We start from the raw sequence: 24,819 nt of genomic DNA on the forward strand, positions 1-24,819 counted from the left end.
AAAATGGTCGAAACAAATGTAGAATCACGCTTCAGTATCTTTGAAACAATGGAGATGGAAGATTACGAACAAGTTGTTTTTTGCCACGATAAAGTATCTGGATTAAAAGCAATCATCGCGATTCATGACACGACACTCGGACCGGCACTCGGTGGACTTCGTATGTGGAATTATGCATCTGATGAAGAGGCATTGATTGATGCGCTCCGTTTATCAAAAGGGATGACGTATAAGAATGCAGCCGCTGGTTTGAACCTTGGTGGTGGCAAAGCTGTCATCATCGGCGATGCGAAGACACAAAAATCAGAAGCACTCTTCCGGGCATTCGGACGTTACGTCCAGTCACTGAACGGTCGTTATATTACAGCAGAAGATGTCAATACAACGGTTGCAGACATGGATTATATCCATATGGAGACAGATTTCGTCACTGGTGTCAGCCCAGCATTCGGATCAAGTGGTAACCCATCACCAGTTACGGCATACGGAGTCTACCGTGGTATGAAAGCAGCGGCAAAAGAAGTGTACGGAACAGATTCACTTGGTGGCAAAACGATTGCGATCCAAGGAGTTGGTAACGTTGCCTTCAATCTATGCCGTCATTTGCATGAAGAAGGTGCAAAGTTGATCGTCACGGACATCAACCAAGAAGCACTTCAACGTGCAGAAGAAGCATTCGGTGCCTTGATCGTCGCACCAGAAGACATTTATAGCGTCGAAGCGGACATCTTTGCGCCATGTGCCCTCGGTGCGACATTAAACGACGAGACGATTCCACAATTGAAAGTCAAAATCATCGCTGGTGCGGCAAATAACCAACTTAAAGAAGACCGTCACGGTGACATGCTCGAAGAACGCGATATCTTATACGTACCAGACTTCGTCATCAATGCGGGTGGTGTCATCAACGTTGCCGATGAACTCGACGGATACAACCGTGATCGTGCCATGAAAAAAGTTGAACTCGTCTACGACGCGGTCACAAAAGTATTCGAGATCGCAAAACGCGATCATTTACCGACATATCGTGCTGCTGAGAAAATGGCAGAAGAGCGTATCGCAACAATGCGTAGTGCCCGCAGCCAATTCTTACGTCGTGATAAAAACATTCTAGGATCACGCGGCTGATCAGAGGAGGATATCCATGAGCGAACGTATTTTGACGATCAATCCCGGTTCGACTTCGACGAAGATCGGTATCTTCGAAGGATCAAACCCGGTGTTCACGAAGACGTTACGCCATCCAGCGGAAGCGGTCAGAGGACCGCTTCCAGCGCAGCTGGAGATGCGTCGTCATGTAGTACTCGAAGTGTTAGCTGAAGAGCAGATTGATTTGAGAGCGCTTACTGCAGTCGTTGGGCGTGGTGGGTTACTCCGACCGCTTGTCAGCGGTACGTATGCGGTCAACAGAGAAATGCGAGAAGACTTACTCAGCGGTATTTTTGGCGTTCATGCATCGAACCTCGGTGGACTCCTTGCGGATGAGATTGCTCGGACACTCGACATCCCATCATTCATCGTTGATCCGGTCGTCGTTGACGAACTAGAACCGATTGCGCGTATTACAGGCTTACCTGAACTTGAACGAAAAAGTATTTTCCATGCCTTGAATCAGAAAGCTGTTGCGAAACGGTACGCTAAGGAAATCGGACGTCCATACGAGGAACTGCGCCTGATCATTGCACACATGGGTGGCGGCATTACAGTCGGCGTACACCATGAAGGGCGTGTTATCGATGTCAACAATGGACTCGATGGAGAAGGACCGTTTTCGCCAGAACGAAGCGGATCGCTACCTGTTGGTCAACTAGTAGAACTATGTTATAGTACCAAGTATAAACTTGAAGAGATGAAGCGTCTGGTCGTTGGGTCAGGCGGACTTGTTGCGCACTTAGGTACGTTTGACGCGGTTGAGATCGAGAGCCGGATTGAAGAAGGCGATGAAAAAGCGGCATTGTTATATGAAGCGATGGCGTACCGGATCGCGAAAGAAATCGCTGGTCAAAGTGCTGTCTTGTTCGGTCAGATCGACGCGATCATTCTAACAGGCGGACTTGCTTATAGTGATCGGTTGACGCGTATGATCGAAGAACGCGTCGCCCACCTTGGTCAAGTCGTGCGTAGTCCTGGTGAAGATGAGTTGCAGGCGCTCGCAGAAGGAGTGTTGCGTGTCTTACGTGGGGAAGAGGAAGTTAAGGAATATGGAGGCGAACCAACATGGCTAGAGAATTCGACGTCGTTGTCCTAGGTGGAGGACCCGGTGGATATGTCGCCGCGATTCGTGCAGCACAAGCCGGGAAGTCGGTAGCAATCGTAGAACAAGGAAAATTAGGCGGGACATGCTTACATCGTGGCTGCATCCCCTCTAAAGCCTTTTTGAAATCAGCAGCAGTCTATCAGACGGTCAAACACGCTACTACATATGGCGTGGACGTCCCGGAATCGTTTTTACGATTCGAACAGGTCAAACAACGCAAACAAGAGATCGTAGATGGATTAGAGGCAGGCATTCAGCACCTGATGAAAAAAGGAAAGATTGAAGTCTTTCATGGTCGGGGTTCGATTCTTGGACCAAGTATCTTTTCACCGATGCCCGGAACAATCAGTGTCGAGCCGGAAGAAGGCGAAGGCGAGTTGATTCTTCCACGCCAATTGATCGTCGCGACAGGATCACGTCCACGTCCACTGAACGGTCTTGCTTTTGATTCAGAGTATGTCCTCAGTTCGGATGATGCGCTCGATATGGCAGATTTGCCAAAATCAATCGTCATCATCGGTGGCGGCGTCATCGGTGTCGAATGGGCATCGATGTTGACGGATTTTGACGTCGCAGTAACGGTCGTTGAATTCAGCGACCGGATTTTACCGACAGAAGATGCGGCAGTCAGTCGTGAAGTCGCCCGCCAACTAAAAAAGCGGGGCGTCAAGATTCATACGGGCGCAGCTGCACAAAGTGATACGTTCCGTATGTCAGAAGACGGCGTATCGATCGCGATCGACCGTAACGGAGAACAGACGACGCTTGAAGCGGATAAGTTGCTCGTCGCCATCGGTCGGATGGCGAATGTCGAAGGTATCGGAATCGAAAACACAAATATCGTCGTCGAAAATGGCTTCATTCAAGTGGATGACCATTTCCGGACGAAGGATCAACATATCTATGCAATCGGCGATGTCATCGGTCGCTTGCAACTCGCGCACGTCGCGTCAGCAGAAGGCGTCAAAGCAGTCGAGGCGATCGTAAACGGAACGACGACACCACTTGAATATGCGTTCGTACCACGTTGTATCTACAGCGTACCGGAAGCGGCATCGGTCGGTTTAACGGAAGACGAAGCGAAACGTGCCGGAATGGACGTTAAGGTCGGGAGCTTCTCGTTCAATGGGTTAGGAAAAGCGCGGATTGAAGGAGAAGCAGCAGGCTTCATCAAGCTCGTCTCGGATGCAAAGACAGATGATCTCGTCGGCGTTCACATCGTCGGACCAAAAGCAACGGAACTGATTAGTGAAGGTGGGTTAGCGCTCGTACTCAATGCAACGGCATGGGAAGTTGGACAGCTCGTGCATCCGCACCCGGCCTTATCAGAAGCATTTGGAGAAGCAGCACTTGCAGTCGACGGACTTGCGGTTCACGCCTAAGGAGGAATTACGGATGGAAAAGATAGAATTCAAAGAATTGGTAGAACTCGGATTAACGGAACAAGACGCGATTCACATGTTCGAAACGATGGTCCGTGCGCGGAAAATCGATGAACGGATGTGGAAGTTGAACCGAGCAGGTAAAATTCCCTTCCTCGTCTCGTGTCAAGGACAAGAAGCGGCTCAAGTCGGTGCAGCGTTCGCACTCGAAAAAGGAACAGATTACATTTTGCCGTATTACCGTGATTTAGGTGTCGTCTTGCACTTCGGTCAAACGTCACGCGATATCATGCTGTCGGCATTCGCAAAGGCAGAAGATCCGAACTCAGGTGGTCGTCAAATGCCAGGACACTACGGTTCACGTGCCTTGAACATCGTCACGGGTTCAAGTCCGGTCACAACACAAGTCCCGCATGCTGTCGGGATCGCACTTGCTGCGAAGATGCGTAAGGAACCACTCGTTGCTTACGTCTCGTTCGGAGAAGGCTCTTCAAACCAAGGAGACTTCCATGAAGGAGCGAACTTCGCCGGAATTCATAAGCTCCCGGTCATCTTGTTCTGTGAAAACAATAAATACGCGATCTCGACACCTCTCTCGAAACAGCTGTCAGCGAAACACGTCGCTGATCGTGCGATCGGCTACGGAATGCCTGGTTATACGGTAGACGGCATCGATCCACTCGCTGTCTATAAGGTCGTCAAGGAAGCGCGTGAGCGCGGATTACGGGGAGAAGGTCCGACCTTGATTGAAGTTGAAGTCGAACGCCTCGTGCCACATTCATCGGATGATGACGATAAATCATACCGTTCTGCTGAAGAACTCGATGCCTTAAAAGCACGTGACGGCATCAAACTCTTCCGTGCGCGTCTGATTGAAATGGGTGTCTTGACGGAAGAAACAGCGACTGAAATCGAACAAGCGATGGAGAAAGAAGTCGATGAAGCAACGGCTTATGCGGAAGTAGCGGCTTACGATGCACCAGAAAATGCATTACGTTACGTGTACGACGAGGAGGAAACGAAATGACGACGTTAAGTTTAATCGAAGCGATCAATAGTGCAATCAAAGAAGAAATGGAACGCGACGAGTCCGTCTTCATCCTCGGCGAAGACGTTGGTGTCCGTGGTGGTGTCTTCCGGGCGACCCAAGGATTGCTCGAACAATTCGGAGAAGAACGTGTCATCGATGCACCGCTCGCTGAGAGTGCGATTGCCGGTGTCGGAATTGGAGCTGCGATGTACGGCATGCGTCCGATTGCTGAAATGCAATTCGCTGACTTCATCATGCCAGCGGTCAACCAAATCGTCAGTGAAGCAGCGAAGATTCGGTACCGTTCGAACAATGACTGGACGTGTCCGATCGTCATCCGCGCACCGTTCGGCGGCGGTATTCACGGGGCACTTTATCATTCTCAGTCGGTCGAAGCGATGTTCAACTCGACGCCTGGTCTGAAGATTGTCATCCCATCGAATCCATATGACGCAAAAGGATTGCTAAAGGCAGCGATTCGTTCGAATGATCCGGTCTTGTTCTTTGAGCATAAACGGGGCTATCGTCTGTTAAAAGGGGATGTTCCTGAAGGCGACTATACGGTCGAAATCGGTAAAGCAGACGTCAAGCGTGAGGGCGAAGACGTGACGATCATCACTTATGGGCTATGTGTTCATATGGCACTTGAGGCAGCAACACGCCTTGAAAAAGACGGAATCGATGTTCACATCCTTGACTTGCGGACTGTTTATCCAATCGACCGCGAAGCAGTCATCGAAGCAGCGAAAAAGACGGGGAAAGTCTTGCTCGTCACGGAAGATAATAAAGAAGGTAGCGTCATGAGTGAAGTATCGGCGATCATTGCAGAAGAAGCCTTGTTCGATCTTGATGCACCAATCGAACGACTCTGTGGTCCAGACGTACCAGCGATGCCATACGCTCCGACGATGGAGAAGTTCTTCAACATCTCAAGTGAGAAAATTGAAGATAAAATCCGGACGTTACACGCATACTAAGGGGGAACTGACCGATGAAGACTGAAACACTTACGATGCCACAACTCGGGGAAAGTGTTACTGAAGGAACGATTTCGATGTGGCTGGTCAAACCAGGTGACACTGTTAAAAAATATGATCCGATTGCAGAAGTCATTACTGATAAAGTAACGGCAGAAGTCCCGTCTTCGTTTGATGGTGTGATCGAAAAACTTCTTGCAGAAGAAGGCGATACGTTGCAAGTCGGTGACGCAATCGTCACGATGCAAGTCAACGGGGGATCAACGGAAGTTGCTGCGACTGAACAAGAAGTCCCGGCTGTCGAAGAGACAACGACGGCTGATACTTCGATGAAAAAGCGCTATTCACCAGCAGTCTTGAAACTATCGGGTGAGCATGGCATCGATCTCGAACAAGTGACGGGTACAGGAGCCGGCGGGCGGATTACTCGGAAAGATTTGTTGAAACTGATTGAGTCCGGTGCTATTCCTACACCACAAACAACTGAACCAAAACCGGAAGCGAAAACGGCTCCGGTAGCGCCTCCAACAGAAGCACCATCCGCACCAAAACGTCCGGTCAGCGCACCACAAGCGACTGAAACGGGCGACATCGAGATTCCGACTGCCGGTGTGCGTCAAGCAATCGCTTCGAACATGGTACGCGCGAAACACGAAGCGCCACATGCCTGGTTGATGATCGAAGTCGATGTCACGAACTTGGTCGAAGCACGTAATCGTCATAAAGATGCGTTCTTCAAACAAGAAGGGGTCAAATTGACGTTCTTACCATTCTTCATGAAGGCGACGGTCGAAGGATTGAAGAAACATCCAATCATGAACTCGACATGGGCGGGAGATAAGATCATTCAAAAGAAAGCGATCAATCTATCACTTGCTGTTGCAACGCAGGACGCTCTGTTCGTACCAGTCGTCAAGAATGCAGATGAACTAAGCATCAAGGGGATCGCACGCGCGATTGATGACTTCGGGAAACGGGCACAAGCCGGCACGTTGTCGTCTGCAGAGATGCAGGGCGGGACGTTTACGGTCAACAATACGGGCTCATTCGGTTCAATCCAATCAGCACCGATCCTTAACTTCCCGCAAGCAGCGATTCTATCCGTTGAATCAATCGTCAAACGTCCAGTTTGGGTGAACGGCATGTTCGCAGCACGCGACATGGTCAACCTCTGTATGTCGATCGATCACCGGGTGCTCGACGGACTCGTCGCCGGACAGTTCCTACAAACTGTCAAACAAGCGCTCGAATCCATCGATCCAAACCAACTTTCCTTATACTGAGATTTTCCAGTTGACAGGGAAGTAGAAGCATCGTAATATAAGAAACAATTCAACACACGATAGCAAAGACGAAGAGAAGTAACTTGTGAAACGATTTAAGAGAGCTGATGGGTGGTGTGAATCAGTATCGGGTAACAAGCGAATGGCCTTCCGAGCTTCAGACCGAATCCTTTAAGTGGGTAGTAGGCTCTGACGGGTTCCTCCCGTTATTGGGGTCGACGAATCAGGACAATGGTCCGGTTCGTTTCAAAGGGGACGATGTCAGCATCGTCAACGAAGGTGGTACCGCGGGTCTTCCCGTCCTTCATGTTCTACATGAATGGGCGAGAAGACCCTTTTCGTATACAATTGAATCGAATAAATCGTAGAGTGAGTTAAGTAGCGAGGCAACATCGGCGTTTCAGAGAGCGGAAGAATGGTGCGACTTCCGTACGGCGAGGTTTCGTGAATGGTCTCATGAGAGCGTGGCTGAACGAAGAAGTAGGTCACGACGGATGCCCCCGTTATCGTAGGCTATGATGTCTCTTATTTAGACGCATCAGACAGAGTGGGAACGATCGAACCGTTCCAATCGAGAGGTGGCACCGCGAGATCATCGTCCTCCATGCAGCATATGCTGTGTGGAGGACTTTTTTTATTCCAGGAGGCGAACAGAGATGGTTCAGACAGACACACTTATCATTGAACAACTTGAACTAAACGGCGACGAGATGACGCCGATCATGATTTTCCAACAACTGAGTGGAACACAGAAATGTTTACTTGAAAGCTCTGCCCATACGGATCATGGACGGTATTCGATCATCGGTGTCGATCCGGTGGAAATGATCCGCGCAGAAGGACGAACCGTGACACGGGAACAGTTGAAGACAGGTCGATTGACACAAGAAACAGGTGATTCAGTACGACTGATGCAACAGTTGATCCTCCGGGAGGGCGTCGAAGAAGATCTTCCGTTTTTAGCAGGCGGGATCGGATATGTCGGTTACGATATGATGCGGGCGTATGAGACACTCAGAGCGATTCCGGAACGAACGCGCCAACTACCGGACGCGCTACTCGCCGTCTACGACCAAATCATCCTGTTTGATCATCTCGAACATCGTGTTCATTTAATTCAAACGTCACTTGGTGGCATCACCGATCGTGATGAATTACGTCAACGTCTAGTAGATCGGAAAGCGCAACTCGAACAATCGCGAGAGCGAACAGACATCGAGCGTCCACTCCGGGATGTCGTTTATGAACCGTTGATGGATCAAGAGACGTTTGAAGGACTCGTCGAACAAGCGAAGAGACATATTCGGCAAGGCGACGTCTTCCAACTGGTTCTTTCGCAACGACTCGATGCGACGTTTACGGGTGACCCGTTCCAATTTTACCGAAAACTCCGTAAGGATAATCCGAGTCCCTATCTCTTTTATATCGACTTAGGCGAAGCAATCGTACTTGGGGCCTCCCCGGAAAGTTTGGTCCAAGTCAAAGGGAATCGAGTGACGACGAATCCGATTGCCGGCACACGTCGCCGGGGGAAGACGACAGAGGAAGATGAACGGCTAGCAGAAGAGTTGCTTCACGATGAAAAGGAACGGGCCGAGCACCGGATGCTCGTCGATCTTGGACGCAACGACTTAGGACGGATTTGTCAGATTGGTACCGTCGAAGTGACACGCTTCATGCAAATCGAACGATTCAAGAACGTCATGCACCTCGTCTCCGTCGTTGAAGGGACGTTAGCAGACGGGAAGACTGGAGCAGACGCACTTGTCTCTTGTCTACCGGCTGGGACGGTCACAGGAGCTCCGAAAATTCGAGCGATGCAGTTGATTGACCAGTACGAACAGGTCAAACGAGAAGTATACGCTGGAGCTGTTGGCTATTTCGACATTCGGGGGAATATGGATTTTGCTCTCGCTATCCGGACGATGGTCATCAAGGATGGTGTCGCTTCTGTTCAAGCAGGGGCTGGTATCGTCTACGACTCGATTCCACGCCTTGAGTACCAGGAGACGTTACACAAAGCGAAATCACTACTGGAGGTTTGGAAATGATCGTCCTGATTGATAACTATGATTCCTTTACCTATAACCTATATCAATACGCATCGGTTTATACGACCGTCCACGTCATTCGAAACGATGCGGTTAGCATCGAAGAGCTCCGCGAGATGAAACCGGACGGTATCATCCTCTCACCCGGTCCCGGTCGCCCGGCTGATGCTGGAATCTGCATCGATCTAATTCGTCAATTATCGGGTCAAGTACCAATTCTCGGTGTCTGCCTCGGACATCAGGCAATCGGCGAAGCATTCGGAGGACGCATCGTTGAAGCACCGGTCATCATGCACGGGAAGACATCGATGATCCGACAATCGGGACAACTCTTCGACGAAATGACAGGAACGTTAGAGGTCATGCGCTATCATTCGCTGATCGTCGCTCGAAACGACTTACCGACGGAGCTCGTCATCACAGCAGAAACGGATGACCGGACGATTATGGCACTCGAGCACCGGACGCATCCGACTTTCGGAATCCAGTTCCATCCTGAATCCGTCGGAACACCACAAGGACAGCAGATGATTAAACGATTCATTGAATTGACGAAGGAGTGACGAACGATGAAAGAGACGTTATTGAAATTAGCAGAAGCAAAACATTTACGATATGAAGAGATGCAACAGGCAGCACGCGAACTGTTTGCAGAAGACGTGACCGATAGCGAAATTGCTGCTTTTCTCGTCGCCTTGAAAGCAAAAGGGGAGACTGCAGAAGAATTAGCCGGTCTCGCTTCGATCATGCGCGAAGTCGCGCTCGACATTCCAGTCACCGGTGATTTCATGGATAATTGCGGTACAGGAGGCGACGGCTCACAATCGTTCAACATCAGTACGACAGCCGCTTTCGTTCTAGCCGGTGCCGGTATGAAAGTCGCGAAGCACGGAAATCGGAGTGTCTCGAGTAAAACGGGCAGCGCTGATGTGCTCGAAGCACTCGGGGTGTCACTTGATGCGACACCAGAACGTTTAGCAGAACAGCTCGAGTCGAACGGAATCGCCTTCTTGTTTGCGCAACGGATGCACCCACGCGTCAAGCAAATCATGAAGGTTCGACGCGATCTGCGGATTCCAACGATCTTTAACTTGATCGGTCCGTTGACGAATCCGGTCCCACTCAAGACACAACTATTAGGAATTTACCGGGAGGATATGCTCGAGACGATGGCGTTGACTTTACATCGACTCGGTCGGAAGCGGGCAATCGTCTTGCATGGTGCGAATGGAATGGATGAAGCATCCCTTGCCGGAACGAACCAACTCGTCTTACTTGACGAAGGTGAGCTGATCCGCTTCAGTCTTCACCCGGAGGAAGTCGGACTGAAGACCGCACCGCTTGAAGCGATCCGTGGAGGTAGTGCACAAGAGAATGCGACGATTTTACTGCAAGTCCTTGGTGGCGAGCATGGTGCTTATCGCGACACGGTCCTACTCAATGCCGGAATTGCACTCTTTGCAGCAAATCGAGCGAAGACGATTGAGGAAGGGATTGCTTTAGCAGCAGATAGCATCGATTCAGGACGAGCGATGGAACGATTGAACCAATTACGACAAATGACACGGGAGGAAGCAATCGGATGAATATCTTAGATCGCATCATCGAAACGAAACGAGCAGAAGTCCTGCAATTAAAATTAAACGGGGTCGAACGAATTGATCGAGAGGCATTGAAGCCGTCGATTAAGCAACGACTAGCGGGAGCGGATTTATCCGTCATCGCGGAAATCAAACGAGCGTCGCCATCAAAAGGTGCCATCGCACTCGACGTCGATGTCGTCACTCAGGCAAAACAATATGAAGCGAGTGGGGCGACCGTCATCTCTGTCTTGACGGACGAGACGTACTTCAAAGGATCGATGGACGATTTAGCGGCAGTCGCTGCAGCGGTCGACATCCCCGTCCTCTGTAAGGATTTCATGATTGACCGGGTTCAGATCGACCGGGCAAAAGCACATGGAGCACGGTTGATTCTCTTAATCGTCGCCGCTCTCGAGCAGGAGACGCTTGCTGACTTGTATGCGTATGCTTACGCGGAAGGGCTTGAGGTCTTAGTCGAAGTCCATGACGAAGAGGAATTACGCCGGGCAGAGGTGATCGGTGCGCAAATCATCGGCATCAACAACCGGAACTTGAAAAAGTTCGAAGTTGATTTACAGACATCGGTCGGATTACTAGAACAGCAACAACCGGACGTTCGTTACATTAGTGAGAGTGGCATCAAGACGGTCGAGGAAGCACAGTTGTTACATGCTGCCGGTGCAGACGGGATCCTCGTCGGTGAGACATTGATGCGGGCAGACGATCCACAAGTCTTCATCCGAGAAGTGAGTGGCGTTCGCGTATGACACGGATTAAGTTCTGTGGTCTCCGGGAAAGAGAACATGTCGAAGCGGCAGTTCGCTTAGCGGACTACATCGGTTTCGTCTTTGCTAAAAGTAAACGACAGGTCACGCTAGAAGAAGCAGCGCGTCTTAGACGCGACATTCCAAGTACGGTCCAGGTCGTCGGGGTCTTCGTCTCCCCGACTTACCAGCAGGTGACCGACGCCGTCGAGCAAGTCGAACTGGACCTCATCCAAATTCATGGGACGATTCCGGACGGCAAGCTACCGGTTCCGATCATTCAAGCGATTCCCGTGACGGACATCGCAGAAGTAGAGCAACAGACGGAGTATTTACTCGTCGACGCACCGGTTGCTGGAAGTGGCGAGACATTCGACTGGTCACGAGACATTCAAGCAGAACGTCCACTATTCATTGCCGGTGGCTTGACAGCAGGAAACGTCGGAGAAGCAATCAAACGATATCGCCCGTTCGCCGTTGATGTCTCAAGTGGCATCGAGACGGACGGACGGAAAGATCCCATCAAAATGCAGGCATTCGCTGATGCCGTAAAGGAGAGATAAGCATGAGCTACGCACAACCGGACACACTCGGGCAATACGGTAAATACGGAGGACGCTACATCCCGGAAACATTGATGCATGCAGTGATCGAACTTGAAGAAGCATACGAAACCGTAAAAGAAGATCCAGCATTTCAAGCGCGAATGGACGAATTGCTGAAAGAATACGTCGGACGTGAAACACCACTTTACTTTGCCGAACATTTGACGCAAACGATTGGTGGCGCAAAGATCTATTTGAAACGAGAAGACTTGAACCATACCGGTGCCCATAAAATCAACAATACGATCGGTCAAGCGTTACTGGCTGAACGGATGGGGAAACGAAAAATCGTTGCTGAGACAGGGGCAGGACAACACGGTGTCGCGACAGCGACGGTCTGTGCCTTGCTCGACCTCGAGTGTGTCATCTTCATGGGCGAAGAGGACGTCCGTCGTCAAGAGTTGAACGTCTTCCGGATGGAGTTACTTGGAGCAACCGTCATCCCGGTCACACAAGGCAGTCGGACACTCAAAGATGCCGTCAATGAAGCACTCCGTTACTGGGTCAAACATGTCGAAGACACGCATTACTTGATGGGTTCTGTTCTCGGACCACACCCATTCCCACAACTCGTGCGTGATTTCCAAGCGGTCATCGGAAAAGAGACACGACGTCAAATCATCGAAAAAGAGGGGCGTCTGCCAGAGGCGATCGTCGCTTGTGTCGGCGGCGGTAGTAATGCGATCGGGATGTTCCATCCTTTCATCGATGATACAGATGTAAAATTGTATGGCATTGAAGCAGCGGGCAGCGGAATCGACACAGAAAAACACGCAGCGACGATGACAAAAGGAGAGGTCGGTGTCTTGCACGGTTCGATGATGTATCTCTTACAGGATGCCCATGGTCAAGTACAAGAAGCGCACTCGATCTCAGCTGGACTCGATTACCCGGGTGTCGGACCGGAGCATAGCTTGCTAAAAGATATCGGTCGTGTTCAGTATGAAGCGGTGACCGATGAACAAGCACTCGAAGCACTTCAGCTGTTAAGCCGCAAGGAGGGAATCATCCCGGCACTTGAGTCGGCACACGCCATTGCCTACGCGACTCAACTCGCTGCAGAGATGGACAAGGAAGAGATTCTCGTCATCTGCTTATCAGGACGTGGCGACAAAGACGTCGTTACTGTCAGAAACGCACTAAAGGGGGAAGAATGATGCGATTAGAAACAGCGATTCGTAACGTTACAAGTAAGGGCGAAAAAGCCTTCATCCCGTACGTCATGGGGGGAGATGGAGGGATTGATCGCCTTCCGGAAATCTTAGCGTTTCTCGCTGAATCCGGAGCGACAGCGATTGAAGTCGGCGTTCCGTTTTCGGATCCCGTTGCTGACGGTCCAGTCATTCAAGAAGCGGGACTCCGGGCGCTAGAAGCGAACGTCGGACTGAAGGATGTTCTTGAGGCGGTTCGCGTTGCCCGTCAGACCGTCGATGTTCCAATCGTCTTGATGACGTACTTAAACCCGATTTTCCGTTATGGATTAGCAGCATTTCTAGCGACATGTCGCGAAGTCGGGGTCGACGGATTGATCATTCCTGATCTGCCGCTTGAGCAGAGCGAACAGTTCTTCGAACGAGAGGACAAGTCGGATATCGCGCTCGTTCAACTCGTCTCCTTGACGAGTCCAATGGAACGGATTCAAAAGATTGCCGATAAAAGCGAAGGGTTCCTTTATGCCGTTACGGTCAATGGGACGACTGGCGGACAGACGACGTTTGATACGGCGCTTGAAGAACATTTAGCAAATGTCGCAGCCCATAGCCCGGTACCGGTACTTGCCGGGTTCGGAATCAGTACACCGGAACACGTCAAACAGTTGAGTCGACCAGTCGCGGGTGTCATCGTCGGCAGTAAGATCGTCGACTTACTCCATCAAAACGATCGAGAAACGATTCAACAGTTGATGGCAGCACGGCTTGCGGCAACGCCGTCACATTAATGAAAAAGAGCAGATGATCATACGATCATCCGCTCTTTTTCGTATAGATGTCACTTTTGAACGAGTGACTTCTGCAAGTTCGTATACAGCGGTTCGAATCCGAGTTCTTCATAAAACGTTGCGGCCCGGTCGTTGACGGTCCAGACATTCAAGCGAACAGCATCGACCTTTCGTTCGAGCGCCACTTCTTCCGCAACCTGCATCAACTGGCGACCGATTCCTGATGAACGATGGGAAAAGGTGACACCGACGTCAGTGATGTTCAAGATTCGGACAGGCGTAAACCGGTCGGGGGCCGGTGCCGTCCACTTACCAAACAAGTAACCAATGAGTGTTTCTCCATCGAGCACTGTCAGACAGAGGTGTTGTTCTGCTTCTATCATCTGACTTAAAGACTCTAGCGTGTATGGTGTCGTTACATCTGGGTGAAAGTGAGGCGACAACCGCTTGTGATGCGCGAATGTCTCTGCCGTCAGTGTAAGCAGGGCAGGGAGGTCTGAAGTACAGCTAGTGCGGATCATCAAGAAGCGATCACTCCGATCATCGATTTTGTTTGAGTACTTCGGCGACAAGTCCCGACACGTACGGACTGCCACGATCTTCTTTTTCGACTGACTCGATCATGATGGCAACGAGAAGATCTTTTTTGTCGTTGTCGTATCCAACGAAGAAGCCATTCTCTTTGCCGTCGGTTTCGCCTGCCTTTTTCAATTCTGCCGTACCTGTCTTACCGGCAACATCGACTTCTTTGATATCAGCCGGAAGCGTATAACCGTTATGAACGACATCATACAAATCATCGCGGATCATCTTCGCGTCGTCTGCGTCGAGTAAATCCTTCTTAAAGACTTGCTTCGTTTTTTCCTCTTGTAAGAGTGTCGGACGATAGATTGTTCCATCCGTCAGAAAAATTTCATACATCGATGCTAAGTGTAGAATATTCGTCAACATCTGACCTTGTCCGTAAGACGTGTCCATCAGCTGTCCATCAGAAGAAATCGTGCCGTCGTTTGAGATCTGTGAGGCACGTAATGGATACGTGAACGGTAGCTTTTCACCGTATCCGAGCGCTTCAAGACCAGACGTAAATGCTTTCGTTCCGACTTGTTCGAGTGTCGAACGGGCGAAATAGATGTTGTCGGAATAGACGAGCGCATTATGCAGATTGACCGGGGCCGGTGTCTCATGAATGCGAGTGACGTTAAAACCATCGATCTTATTTTTCAGCCCATTGATTGTGTAGGCTTTTTCCGGGTCGAGCGTTTCGCTCTTTAATCCGACAGCAGCCGTCAATGGTTTTTGAGTCGAACCGGGTGCGAAGGCACTTGTGAATCGGTTCAATAATGGCTGGTCCGGGTCCTGCGTCAGTTCATCGAGTCGTGCTTGTGAGATTCCTGACATGAATTCAGAAGGATCAAAGCCAGGAGAGCTGAGTAAGACACGGGTCTCGCCGGTCCGCGGATCAATCGCTGATGCTGTTCCGGGATCATCCTGCATCGTTTCATAAGTCTTTTTTTGAAGAGTGGCATCAATTGTCAACGCAATATCTTCGCCATCCGTCGGTTTCGTTTCGGCAACAGTAACGTTTGAGCCGTCTTTTTTCTGTAAAGTGATTGTCGCACCGGCTTTACCACGTAAGCGCTCATCGAGTACTTGTTCAAGTCCACGTTTCCCGACTTGCTCGCCAGCTTGGATTTGATTTTTTGATTGTTTAATCTCGTCTGCTGTCGCTGAACCGATATATCCAATCAAATGAGAGGTTGCTTTACCAAGTGGATACGTTCGGACTTCCGTTTCTTGGACACTGATTCCAGGAATGTCACGCAATTTTTCAACCATTGCTTCGTCGGTCATCGTTTTGAGCGGAACGAACTGTCCATCTTTGACCCAACTTGCCTTTAAGGAATCTTCGACTGAAGAGGTCGGGCGGTCGAGCAATTCAGCAACTTTCTCGATGTCTTTTAATTGTCCGGCTGTCGCGCCGACAGCAAATCCTTTTCCAGAGGTTGCGAGCGGTTTCTCATTCGAATCGAGTAAATCACCACGTTTGCCTTCAACGGTTTGTAGCTGGACTTTGTCATCCTTTTTAAAATCCTTTAGGACAAAAGAAGTATCCCAGTCGATGAACCAGTTTTCGGTCTCACCTTGTTTCTCAAATGTCAGTGGAACTTGTTTATCGTAGGCAACGGTTCCTGCAACCGTATCAAAGGAAATCCGCACGGGAAGGGACGCTTTTTCGTCATCCGTTGCTTCCTCCGCTTTCTTTCGTTCGACGGATAACTTTTGAATATCAAGTGATTTCGACAATTGTTTCGTTCGCTCGATGAATTCTTTTTTACCGTATTCTTTTTTAGTAGCTGTACTCGCGTACGTATACATTTTATCGTAGTCCTGTTTCTCCCAAAGTTTGATATAGGCATCAAGACGTTCTTCAGGTGTCGGTTGATCTTGGCAACCGGCAAGCAGAGTCACGCCGAAAGATGCCGATAGAATCAAGGGAATGGTTCGTTTCATATGATTCGCCTCCTATATGCATGAGAGCCATGAATATACCGTACCACTCCTGTCAGAAGATTTCATCTGAAACAAAAAACCGGACTTCTCAAGATGAGAAGTCCGGCGAATCTGATTCAGTTGAAGTAATTGAGTGGATTAACGCTGTTTGCTGCAGACGTTCCACTGTAGACGTAAGAGCCGCGGTGCATTTCAAAATGCAAGTGAGCACCAAAGGCATTTCCTGTCGCGCCGATTGTCCCGATTTTTGTTCCTTTAGCAATCGTTTGTCCAACAGAAACAGCACGGCTGTTCATATGTGCGTAAACTGTCGTGTACTGGATGCCGTTAACCGTATGCGTCATCATGACATGATTACCGTATGCACCGTAGTAACGAGACGTGATGACCTTTCCAGCAGCTGAAGCATAGATGGGTGTACCCGTCGGAGCACCGATATCAATACCATTGTGGAACGTGTAACCATAAACACCGCTTGCCGCACCGTATCCTTGTGTGATCGGACCGCTTGCTGGACGCGAAAAACCAGTCGTTGCTTTTGTTGAAGTCGTCGTACTGTACTTTTTAACATATGTAGAAGAAACGTAGCGTGATGCGCCGCCGTATGAAATTTTTGTCCATGAACCAGAAACACCGAGATAATTGAATGTCTGTCCTGTATTGACGCTACCGACGATTTTATAAGCCGTTGATGGACCTGTCCGGACGCGTAGTCCGTCTGCCATGACTTTTACTTTATATGTCGTTGCGGCCTCAACTTTCGAAGCACTCGTTGTAGCAAAACCTGAAACTACCAAAGCTGTCATTGTCATTGTTGTAAGCAAACGTTTCATTAAGTGTATTTCCTCCTTAAAAATCTGAAGCGCCAGAACTGATCATTACAAAATTGTAATATTTTATGTATATTTATTTATTTTAAAGAATGATTTTTCGCCTGAGATGATTATAGCATCGTCAATAACACAAAAATATTTCAAATATATTTCAAAATTACGCTTTGTTAACATATATTGTAATGGATTTTAAAGTAAAAAAAGAAACCGACAAATCGTCGATTTCTTTTTTTACTCGTATAACGTTAGTCAGCAGAGAATGGTGAATATACAGTGAGATGTTGAGGGAGTACCTCGACAGTCACAGGAACATGACCTGCCGTATCACCATCGGCATTGATTGGTAACTCTTCTTTCGAACGAATCTCGACACGTGTCGTCGTGAAGTGTTCGATTTGATCCGCCTTTGATAACCCACCCGTGATGAGTTTAGGTAATGCTTGAAGCGCATCAAAGAATCCGAGCTTCGTAATGATGAATCCATGCAGTAATCCATCGTCGACTTTTGCTTCTTCCGCAAACGATTCGAATCCACCAACGGAATTCGTCAAGGCGATGATTAACAAGTGGGCTTCTCCATCAAATTGTTTTTCGGCAGAGTTGATTTCGATTGGATAAGGACTATGATCCTTAAAGGCTTTCAGACCTTCAATGAAATAAGCGACCGATCCAAGTGACGTTTTCTGTTCGATGCTCACTTCTTCGACGGCTTCCGCAATCAGACCAACCGCAATGACGTTCATGAAGTAATGATCATCATATTTACCGATATCAAGCGGGCGGGCAGGGGCATCAGCTAATATCTGAATCGCCTCTTCGGGGTCCGTCGGGATGTGTAACGCGCGTGATAAATCATTGACCGTCCCAAGCGGTACGATCCCAAGTGTTGGACGATGTGGTTGCTCGGCAATTCCAGTAATGACTTCATTGACCGTTCCATCACCACCCATGGCGATGACGGCGTCGTAATTAGACTGGGCGGCATGACGTGCGAATTCCGTTGCATCGTGTTCTTTTTCCGTGAATCGAACGTCGACGGTTTGAAAGCGAGTAGCAAGCGTCTCTTCAGCGAGCGTCGCGTGTTTTTTTCCGAGTTCTTTACCAGAAGACGGGTTGATGATCAACATAGCTTGAGACAAGATGAATTCCTCCTTTGACGTATCTGTTCCTATTTTCCCGAGTCAAAGAAGGACTAATCATTTTAGTTCAAGTTTCTAAAATTAAACGTTCATACAAACCTTCAATTTTTCGTAACAATGCTTCTTTTTCCATCTCGACCGTCATCCATTCTTCTTCCGCGGATACATGAGAAAGAACGGCATCAAGATGTACGACTTGAAGTTCCAGCTCTTCTATTTGCTGTTCAATGGACTGTTCTTTCGCAGGTGCTTTCGAACGCTTTGAAATTTTCGATTTCTTCTCATGATTTATCTGAGGTGGTGTGTCATGACTGGCTTGTCGTTTCTCCACTGCGTAAGCATAGTTTCCAGTATACGAAGTAATTTGATGGTCAAGCCAAATGATTTTTGAAAAAAGACGATTCAAGAAATAGCGGTCGTGTGAGACGGCGATCAATGTACCAGAAAAATTCTCGAGTGCTTCTTCAAGCGTCTCTCTTGATTCAATATCTAGATGATTCGTCGGCTCATCGAGAATCAAAACGTTGATCGACGAATGAACGAGTACGGCAAGCTGCAATCGAACACGTTCTCCTCCGCTTAGTGACAAAATAGACCGAAAGACAGTCGGTCCAAAAAACAGGAACCGGGCAAGAATATGGCGGGCTTCCGCTTCTGGAACGGCAATGCGGTCTCTAAACCAGTCGATTAAGCGAGCATCCTCCTCGAAATGGGCATGCTGGGACAAGTAACCGATCCGGTTCGATGGTCCACGCGTGAGCGTGCCTGCGTCTGGTGACAATTCATCAAGCAACAGTGCGAGCAACGTCGATTTCCCGCTCCCATTCGTTCCGACGATTGCAACCCGATCTTGAGCCATGATTTCGAACGAGACAACATCGAAAATGCGACGGGAATCGTAAGCGAAAGAGAGCTCTTCAGCGCGAAAGACGACTTGACTCGTATGATCGGTAGAAGAAAAAGAGACATCAGCGGTTTTGGCTTCGAGTTGCGGTCGTTTGATCCGTTCGATTCGCTCGAGTGCCCGCTCCATCGATTTTGCTTTACGGAATAATTTCTCACTCGGTGGAGATGCTTCGTTTGCCCACTGCCGTAGTCGACGAATCGCTTCCTTCATCTTCTTGATTTTTTTCTGTTGTTCCTGATAGGCGTGGAACTGTTCCATCAAGCGACGTTCTCGTTCGACGACGAACGCGCTGTAGTTCCCTAGGTAGGAGGTCAGTTCACCATCTTCAAGCTCGACGATCGAGGTGACGACGGCGTCTAAGAAGACCCGGTCGTGAGAGACGAGCAGGATAGTTCCAGTGTAGTCCCGTAAGAATTGTTCTAACCATTCAACGGCAGCTAAATCAAGATGGTTCGTCGGCTCATCAAGGATTAGGAGGTGTGGTTCCATCAGCAACATGCGACCGAGGCAAATCTTCGTTTGCTCACCGCCGCTCAACTGATGGAAAGGGCGAGTGAGTAACGGACGTAAATGTAATCCGTTCACCATGCGCTCGATCTTCGAGTCGAGTAGATAGCCATCTTTTTGTTCGAATGCATTTGTCGCTTCCGCATATCGAACGAGTAGTGCATCCAGATCATCTGGCGCTGTCGCCATCAAAAGCTCCAACTGTTGCATCCGAGAACGGATTGCGAGGATCTCTTCAAACGCCGTCCAAAGGACGTCGAGTCCGGTCATTGTCTCGGCATAAGTGGGAAGTTGTTCCAAGTAGCCAATCGTCAAACCGTTCTTTTGATAGATGACGCCACCGTCCGGTTGGTCAAGGCGAGCAAGTAAGCGGAGTAATGTCGTTTTACCACTCCCATTTCGTCCAATCAGACCGACACGATCGTGTTCGTTTAAGAAGAGGGAAACGTCCGTTAAAATCGTTTCGCCTCCGAATTGTTTTGTCAGATGTTGAATGTCGCAAATCATCATAATAAGTTGATCCTTTCGCGCGCATTAAAAAAAGGGAGAGCGCAAATAGCACTCTCCCTAGTGTGTGAAAGATGCGCTTTGCTGTATTTTTCAATCATGAAGTTCTAAAAAGGGCAGACGGGTGCCTTAGAACGCCATTCCATGAAAAATCGCGCGCAACAGATACAATTGTTCCATTAACCAATGTTTGCACGCAGCAAAGTCCATCATTTCACACCACCTTTCGTTTCAGATACAACCAGTTTACCATTATCTTGTTAATTGCGGAAGTCTGAATTATTTGAACACACCAGCAATCGAGCTGAAGAAGTCACTCAGACCATCAAATAATTTAGCGAAGAATCCTTTTGTCTCCTCGGACGTTGCAAACGCATGGATGTCTTGACCAGCATTTTTCAGTCCACTCTCGATTTGCCCCCAGTTGATGTTCGCTTGCTCCATTTGATTGAATAGATTCGTCAACCGATCCATCTGTGCATCAGACAGTTGGATGTTGTTGTTTTGAATGACTTGGACGATCAGGTTTTCGATCTCGACTTTTGTTTCCGGTTTTTGATTCGCGATTTCGGCCTTGATCTCATTCATCAAATCAGCGACTTTATCTGTCCCGACTGTCTTCCCGACGTCTGATGTGACCGATAATTCTTGCTGTGCTAAATCTTTCCGTTCGTCACTCAGCTTGATTCCGGTCTCAGCCGAAGTTTGATCATAGGCTTTCATGATTCCTGTCAGTGCCGATGTTCCAGTCACTTTATAAGGAGAAGTGATCGTGATGTCGGCATCTTTGACACCTGCCGTGACGAGAGCGTTGAGATACATATCCTTCGTCACCCACGTGATGTTTTCCGTCGCAACGGAAAGTCCGTCACCTTTTTCCGTCAATTCGATCTTAGCGGATGAATACATGTTGCCGCCCTTTTGTGACTGGGGGATGTTTTTCCCGAGGTATTTTTCTTCGTCTGCAGAGGTTGCGATGATCGGTGTGATACCTTCCGGTGCATTGAGACGTGAAAGCACCCAAGCCTTATCTTTTGCGCCGAGTGACTCACCGAGAGTGACGATCGTCTTATCGACGACCTGCTCGGCGGATGCGGCTGTCGGAAGTAATAAAGCAGAAGCGATAACGGCTGACGCCATGATTTTTGTTGGTGTATGCATAATGAAATCCTCCAATTGTAAGTAACAGAATGAATTATAGTATCAGGTACTAAAATTAGTGTACGAGAACGAAAGAAGTTCGGAATCGGTCTGTAGATGGAGACGATATCCGCCTTCTGACACTCCATAGTATAGCGAAAAGAGGACAACTTGACTTCCATTTTCAGCATGCTATAGTGGATTTGAATCGAATAATGACCACTAGGGGAGTCGGTAGGCCGACTGAGACGAACGAAGACGTTCGGACCCTTTGAACCTGATTAAGTTCGTACTTACGGAGGGAAGTGGCGTCAAGTCTTGTTCTTCTTGCGCCATGCCCGTGTGTTTCGGGGTGGTGTTTTTTCGTTTCATAAAAACAAGGAGGATGAGATCATGACATTCACACAAGAAATCAAACAAGCAGCACAAGCGTATTGGGACAGTAGTTTTACGCACCCATTCGTTCAAGGAATCGGCGAGGGAACGTTACCGCTCTCGAAATTTCGACATTATGTCATGCAGGATGCGTATTACTTAAAACACTTTGCGAAGATTCAAGCGAAGGCAGCGTCAAAAGCAGATGACTTTGCGACGATCGCGACACTTGCCGAGCACGCGACTTCGACATATGAGGCAGAACTGAGCTTGCATCAATCATTTTTCGAGCCGCTCGGTATCACGGAAGCAGACCTTGAAGCATTTGAACCGGCACCAACGGCATATGCTTACGTCTCACACATGCATCATGCGAGTGAAGGGACGCTTGGTGAGACAATTGCTGCTATCTTGCCATGTTACTGGTTGTATTATGAAGTTGGACAACAATTATTGACGTGTACACCGGATGAAAAAATCTATCAGCAATGGATCGACACATATAGTTCGGAATGGTTCGAAAAGGTCGTCTTTGAACAGATTGCACGGCTTGATGCGTTGGCGGAACAAGCAAGTCCGACTGAACGAGAGCGGATGAAACGGCATTTCGTGACTAGTTGTTACTATGAGTTACTCTTCTGGCACATGGGGTGGACGGAAGAGACGTTCACGTCGGTCTACGAAACGATTCCAGCTCGCCCGGTATCTTCTTAAACCAGTAGATGGTAGAATTAGGAATACCATCTAGTGAAAGTAGGGATTGGAATGGAAATCATAGTCATCGCACTCGTGATCCTCGCGGCATATGTCGTGCAACAGGTGCTCGGAAAAGTGAAAGTGAGATTTGTTGGGTACATCATTCCCATATTGATGGCGGTGTACGGCACATATGCTACGATTCAGAATTTTCAGGTGTTGCTTCAGTTTGGTTTTACAACGGGGAGAACTATCGCAACTGTCCTGGTCGTCGTCCTCTATGCTTCGTTGACTTATTCACTTCATCGTGTCTACGAGCGTGCGAAAGCAGAAACTGAATCTTCATATCAATTATTAAAAGACCGAGGCATCCTTTAAAGGAGTCTCGGTCTTTTGGTGTATCATGTTCTCATTTTTTCCAATTTTTAAAGCCGTCACCGAATTCGAGATGCAGTTGATCGGTAAAGATACCGTTCTGAAAGACCGGCACATCAACTGGTAAGGTGCCTTGCGGTTTGAGCGTTCCGAAGATGGCTCGAATACCGGCAGGAAGATTTGGTCCCGCTGATTTCAGATTGCCTGCTTCGGAGTCCGGTCCGTTCGGATCCCCTTTAAAACCATAGACGAGGACGTGTGCCGGTGCGTCCGGTTGAACGGCGACATCGTATGGATTGCGGAGGCTAAGCAAGACGGATGGTATATCTGTTTGTTTCGCATACCGGAAGATTGAAGCCGGAATCGCTTGTTCTGGTGCAGTAGGCAGTAGTTTGGCACTCGTATTGACGTTTGAACCGACGATGATGTAATCTGCTGCATCGAGTTGTGCCCGTAGTGTCGGGTTTTGGTCGAGCGGTAGCGTAGTAGCCGAGTAATTCGCTGTCGTTACGTGCCAGTTCCGGTTCTTAGGCAGGGAAGCAATCGTCTTTTTCATGCTGTCCGTTTGATCCGTCGCAGGGGCGATCACAAGAACGTTTGCATTCTTTTTCGGCTTGAAGGGTAACGTCCGCTGATCATTTTTCACGAGTGTGACCGCGGCTTCCGTCATCGCGCGTTCTTTTGCTTTATGTTCGGGACTACCGACGATTTGGTTCGCTTGCGCGAGTTTATCTGCTAAGGATGTCGTATCCGTCGTGCCATTCCATATTCCGCGTTCTGCCTTCAGCGTCAGGATCCGCTCGACCGATTGATCAATCCGTTCCTCTGACAGACGTCCGTCTTTGACTGCCGCAATCACGTCCTTAAAAATCTGGTCGAGTTTTGTGACATCCTGCTCGGAACGAAGAATCGTCGGCATGAGCGCGATGTCGACACCGGCGTCAAATGTTTTCAGAACGGCTTCTGATTCCGTAAAATTGTCGGCGATCGCCTGCATATTCAAAGCATCCGTGATGACGATGCCATCGTAGCCGAGTTTTTCGCGCAGTACGCCCGTGATGACGTCATCCGACAATGTCGCAGGTAAAGGGAAAGTGCCGTTTTTTGACGTGACGACTTCAGACTCGATTTGCGGCATTCCGATGTGTCCTGTCATGATCATATCGATGTCTTCGGCGATGGCTCGCTTGAACGGGACGAGCTCGACTTGTTCCAGCTCCTCCAGGGACCGGTTGACAACCGGCAAGCCATAATGGGAATCGGTCGCGGTATCGCCGTGACCCGGGAAGTGTTTCGCGGTCGCTGCGACGCCTTCAGTTTGAATACCCTTCATCAAAGCGGAACCGAGCGTTCCGACGAGCTCCGGGTCACTTGAGAACGAGCGAACACCGATGACGGGATTTCCAGGGTTACTGTTGACGTCAAGAACCGGACCGAAGTTGACATTGATGCCAAGCGCATGCAGTTCAGAACCGATGATATGACCGGCATCATTGGCATACGCGCTACTACGGGTCGCACCTAACGCCATATTGCCGGGTAAGTTCGTTCCTGTTCCGAGCCGAGTGACGATGCCACCTTCTTGGTCGATCGTGACGAAGAGCGGAATATCGTTGCTGTCATCTTGTTTGACCACTTCTTGCAGATCATGAACGAGTTTTGTCGTCTGTTCGGTTTCACTAACGTTCTCAGCAAACAAAATGACGCCACCTAAATCATAGCGGTCGATGATGTTCGCGACTTCCGGAGCAAGCGACGTATGGTTACTGCCATTCCACTGCCGGAAGTCCGGCATGATCATCTGTCCAATTTTTTGTTCGAGCGTCATCGTGTCGATTTTTTGACTGATCCGATCTGCTGAAGATCCTGCCTCTGCCATGACAGGCAAACTACTTGAAACGAGTACTGCTGCGAGTCCTGCTGTTAACGTGAATTGCCCGATCCTTTTCATGATG

At 49.0% G+C, this 24,819-nt stretch carries 22 protein-coding genes, 1 riboswitch and 2 other annotated features; of the genes, 15 read left to right on the plus strand and 7 right to left on the minus strand.

The genetic code is table 11. The annotated features are described in order from the left end of the window. Positions 1–3 precede the first annotated feature (3 nt). The 13 genes from B3S86_RS02980 to trpA all read left to right on the plus strand — a co-directional run bounded on the left by B3S86_RS02980 (position 4) and on the right by trpA (position 13,871). Complete coding sequence (locus B3S86_RS02980; protein ID WP_023467593.1) at positions 4–1,128, plus strand: Leu/Phe/Val dehydrogenase; 1,125 nt, start codon at positions 4–6, stop codon at positions 1,126–1,128. Positions 1,129–1,144: 16 nt separating this feature from the next. Beyond that, positions 1,145–2,248, plus strand: coding sequence for a butyrate kinase (gene buk / locus B3S86_RS02985; protein WP_290748961.1), 1,104 nt, complete (start codon positions 1,145–1,147; stop codon positions 2,246–2,248). Next, positions 2,218–3,639: a dihydrolipoyl dehydrogenase gene (lpdA, locus tag B3S86_RS02990; RefSeq protein WP_035409071.1), complete on the plus strand. Its 1,422-nt coding sequence runs from the start codon at positions 2,218–2,220 to the stop codon at positions 3,637–3,639. The genes buk and lpdA overlap by 31 nt, the downstream gene beginning before the upstream one ends. A 13-nt stretch (positions 3,640–3,652) precedes the next feature. Continuing rightward, positions 3,653–4,666 (plus strand): thiamine pyrophosphate-dependent dehydrogenase E1 component subunit alpha, encoded by a 1,014-nt coding sequence (locus B3S86_RS02995; RefSeq protein WP_290748963.1) that lies wholly within the window; start codon positions 3,653–3,655, stop codon positions 4,664–4,666. Next, complete coding sequence (locus B3S86_RS03000) at positions 4,663–5,646, plus strand: alpha-ketoacid dehydrogenase subunit beta (protein WP_290748965.1); 984 nt, start codon at positions 4,663–4,665, stop codon at positions 5,644–5,646. Before B3S86_RS02995 ends, B3S86_RS03000 begins: the two co-directional genes overlap by 4 nt. A gap of 14 nt (positions 5,647–5,660) precedes the next feature. After that, positions 5,661–6,929, plus strand: a complete 1,269-nt coding sequence (locus tag B3S86_RS03005; RefSeq protein ID WP_035409065.1) for a dihydrolipoamide acetyltransferase family protein — start codon at positions 5,661–5,663, stop codon at positions 6,927–6,929. 56 nt (positions 6,930–6,985) lie between these two features. Further along, positions 6,986–7,237: a binding site (T-box leader), on the plus strand. Positions 7,238–7,285: 48 nt separating this feature from the next. Further along, positions 7,286–7,535, plus strand: a binding site (T-box leader). Positions 7,536–7,585: 50 nt separating this feature from the next. Then, positions 7,586–8,980, plus strand: a complete 1,395-nt coding sequence (trpE, locus tag B3S86_RS03010; protein WP_290748969.1) for an anthranilate synthase component I — start codon at positions 7,586–7,588, stop codon at positions 8,978–8,980. After that, positions 8,977–9,543: an anthranilate synthase component II gene (locus B3S86_RS03015; RefSeq protein ID WP_290748972.1), complete on the plus strand. Its 567-nt coding sequence runs from the start codon at positions 8,977–8,979 to the stop codon at positions 9,541–9,543. The genes trpE and B3S86_RS03015 overlap by 4 nt, the downstream gene beginning before the upstream one ends. A 6-nt stretch (positions 9,544–9,549) precedes the next feature. Next, positions 9,550–10,566: an anthranilate phosphoribosyltransferase gene (gene trpD / locus B3S86_RS03020; protein ID WP_035409058.1), complete on the plus strand. Its 1,017-nt coding sequence runs from the start codon at positions 9,550–9,552 to the stop codon at positions 10,564–10,566. Then, positions 10,563–11,330, plus strand: a complete 768-nt coding sequence (gene trpC, locus B3S86_RS03025; protein ID WP_290748976.1) for an indole-3-glycerol phosphate synthase TrpC — start codon at positions 10,563–10,565, stop codon at positions 11,328–11,330. Before trpD ends, trpC begins: the two co-directional genes overlap by 4 nt. After that, positions 11,327–11,890 (plus strand): phosphoribosylanthranilate isomerase, encoded by a 564-nt coding sequence (locus B3S86_RS03030; protein WP_035409055.1) that lies wholly within the window; start codon positions 11,327–11,329, stop codon positions 11,888–11,890. Before trpC ends, B3S86_RS03030 begins: the two co-directional genes overlap by 4 nt. 2 nt (positions 11,891–11,892) lie before the next feature. Then, positions 11,893–13,089, plus strand: a complete 1,197-nt coding sequence (gene trpB / locus B3S86_RS03035; protein WP_035409053.1) for a tryptophan synthase subunit beta — start codon at positions 11,893–11,895, stop codon at positions 13,087–13,089. Next, positions 13,089–13,871 carry a tryptophan synthase subunit alpha gene (gene trpA / locus B3S86_RS03040; RefSeq protein WP_290748983.1) on the plus strand — a complete coding sequence of 261 codons (783 nt, stop codon included), beginning with the start codon at positions 13,089–13,091 and terminating at the stop codon, positions 13,869–13,871. Before trpB ends, trpA begins: the two co-directional genes overlap by 1 nt. Positions 13,872–13,921: 50 nt before the next feature. Here the strand turns inward: trpA and B3S86_RS03045 are convergent, their stop codons facing one another. The 6 genes from B3S86_RS03045 to B3S86_RS03070 form a co-directional block, all read right to left on the minus strand. Beyond that, positions 13,922–14,392 (minus strand): GNAT family N-acetyltransferase, encoded by a 471-nt coding sequence (locus tag B3S86_RS03045; protein ID WP_290753173.1) that lies wholly within the window; start codon positions 14,390–14,392, stop codon positions 13,922–13,924. Between the two features lie 19 nt (positions 14,393–14,411). Then, on the minus strand, positions 14,412–16,385 hold the full coding sequence (locus B3S86_RS03050; RefSeq protein ID WP_035409048.1) for a penicillin-binding transpeptidase domain-containing protein: 1,974 nt from the start codon (positions 16,383–16,385) through the stop codon (positions 14,412–14,414). Positions 16,386–16,501: 116 nt separating this feature from the next. Continuing rightward, positions 16,502–17,218, minus strand: coding sequence for a peptidoglycan DD-metalloendopeptidase family protein (locus B3S86_RS03055; RefSeq protein WP_290748988.1), 717 nt, complete (start codon positions 17,216–17,218; stop codon positions 16,502–16,504). Positions 17,219–17,463: 245 nt separating this feature from the next. Next, on the minus strand, positions 17,464–18,357 hold the full coding sequence (locus B3S86_RS03060; RefSeq protein ID WP_035409044.1) for a diacylglycerol/lipid kinase family protein: 894 nt from the start codon (positions 18,355–18,357) through the stop codon (positions 17,464–17,466). A 67-nt stretch (positions 18,358–18,424) separates the two neighbouring features. Beyond that, positions 18,425–20,281, minus strand: a complete 1,857-nt coding sequence (gene abc-f / locus B3S86_RS03065) for a ribosomal protection-like ABC-F family protein (protein ID WP_290748993.1) — start codon at positions 20,279–20,281, stop codon at positions 18,425–18,427. A 276-nt stretch (positions 20,282–20,557) separates the two neighbouring features. Continuing rightward, positions 20,558–21,439: a DUF1002 domain-containing protein gene (locus tag B3S86_RS03070; RefSeq protein WP_214855133.1), complete on the minus strand. Its 882-nt coding sequence runs from the start codon at positions 21,437–21,439 to the stop codon at positions 20,558–20,560. 193 nt (positions 21,440–21,632) lie between these two features. Then, positions 21,633–21,739, plus strand: a riboswitch (TPP riboswitch). A 72-nt stretch (positions 21,740–21,811) separates the two neighbouring features. On the opposite strand from B3S86_RS03070, the gene tenA reads away from it, so the two are divergent. Both tenA and B3S86_RS03080 read left to right on the plus strand, forming a co-directional pair. Next, the gene (gene tenA / locus B3S86_RS03075) at positions 21,812–22,507 is read left to right on the plus strand and encodes a thiaminase II (protein WP_290748999.1); all 696 of its coding nucleotides are present in this window, start codon (positions 21,812–21,814) and stop codon (positions 22,505–22,507) included. 51 nt (positions 22,508–22,558) lie between these two features. Continuing rightward, entirely contained in the window at positions 22,559–22,867 is a 309-nt protein-coding gene (locus B3S86_RS03080; protein ID WP_290749002.1) for a hypothetical protein, read from the plus strand. A 31-nt stretch (positions 22,868–22,898) separates the two neighbouring features. Here the strand turns inward: B3S86_RS03080 and B3S86_RS03085 are convergent, their stop codons facing one another. Then, entirely contained in the window at positions 22,899–24,815 is a 1,917-nt protein-coding gene (locus tag B3S86_RS03085) for a glycoside hydrolase family 3 protein (protein WP_290749005.1), read from the minus strand. Between the last annotated feature and the right edge of the window lie 4 nt (positions 24,816–24,819).

This window comes from Exiguobacterium sp. UBA3968 (assembly GCF_002385115.1).
Lineage (GTDB): Bacteria > Bacillota > Bacilli > Exiguobacteriales > Exiguobacteriaceae > Exiguobacterium_A.

Coding starts and splice junctions, on each gene's coding strand:
- B3S86_RS02980 (WP_023467593.1), top strand. CDS start 4: ATGGTCGAAACAAATGTAGAATCACGCTTCAGTATCTTTGAAACAATG.
- buk (WP_290748961.1), top strand. CDS start 1,145: ATGAGCGAACGTATTTTGACGATCAATCCCGGTTCGACTTCGACGAAG.
- lpdA (WP_035409071.1), top strand. CDS start 2,218: ATGGCTAGAGAATTCGACGTCGTTGTCCTAGGTGGAGGACCCGGTGGA.
- B3S86_RS02995 (WP_290748963.1), top strand. CDS start 3,653: ATGGAAAAGATAGAATTCAAAGAATTGGTAGAACTCGGATTAACGGAA.
- B3S86_RS03000 (WP_290748965.1), top strand. CDS start 4,663: ATGACGACGTTAAGTTTAATCGAAGCGATCAATAGTGCAATCAAAGAA.
- B3S86_RS03005 (WP_035409065.1), top strand. CDS start 5,661: ATGAAGACTGAAACACTTACGATGCCACAACTCGGGGAAAGTGTTACT.
- trpE (WP_290748969.1), top strand. CDS start 7,586: ATGGTTCAGACAGACACACTTATCATTGAACAACTTGAACTAAACGGC.
- B3S86_RS03015 (WP_290748972.1), top strand. CDS start 8,977: ATGATCGTCCTGATTGATAACTATGATTCCTTTACCTATAACCTATAT.
- trpD (WP_035409058.1), top strand. CDS start 9,550: ATGAAAGAGACGTTATTGAAATTAGCAGAAGCAAAACATTTACGATAT.
- trpC (WP_290748976.1), top strand. CDS start 10,563: ATGAATATCTTAGATCGCATCATCGAAACGAAACGAGCAGAAGTCCTG.
- B3S86_RS03030 (WP_035409055.1), top strand. CDS start 11,327: ATGACACGGATTAAGTTCTGTGGTCTCCGGGAAAGAGAACATGTCGAA.
- trpB (WP_035409053.1), top strand. CDS start 11,893: ATGAGCTACGCACAACCGGACACACTCGGGCAATACGGTAAATACGGA.
- trpA (WP_290748983.1), top strand. CDS start 13,089: ATGCGATTAGAAACAGCGATTCGTAACGTTACAAGTAAGGGCGAAAAA.
- B3S86_RS03045 (WP_290753173.1), bottom strand. CDS start 14,392: ATGATCCGCACTAGCTGTACTTCAGACCTCCCTGCCCTGCTTACACTG.
- B3S86_RS03050 (WP_035409048.1), bottom strand. CDS start 16,385: ATGAAACGAACCATTCCCTTGATTCTATCGGCATCTTTCGGCGTGACT.
- B3S86_RS03055 (WP_290748988.1), bottom strand. CDS start 17,218: ATGAAACGTTTGCTTACAACAATGACAATGACAGCTTTGGTAGTTTCA.
- abc-f (WP_290748993.1), bottom strand. CDS start 20,281: ATGATGATTTGCGACATTCAACATCTGACAAAACAATTCGGAGGCGAA.
- B3S86_RS03070 (WP_214855133.1), bottom strand. CDS start 21,439: ATGCATACACCAACAAAAATCATGGCGTCAGCCGTTATCGCTTCTGCT.
- tenA (WP_290748999.1), top strand. CDS start 21,812: ATGACATTCACACAAGAAATCAAACAAGCAGCACAAGCGTATTGGGAC.
- B3S86_RS03080 (WP_290749002.1), top strand. CDS start 22,559: ATGGAAATCATAGTCATCGCACTCGTGATCCTCGCGGCATATGTCGTG.
- B3S86_RS03085 (WP_290749005.1), bottom strand. CDS start 24,815: ATGAAAAGGATCGGGCAATTCACGTTAACAGCAGGACTCGCAGCAGTA.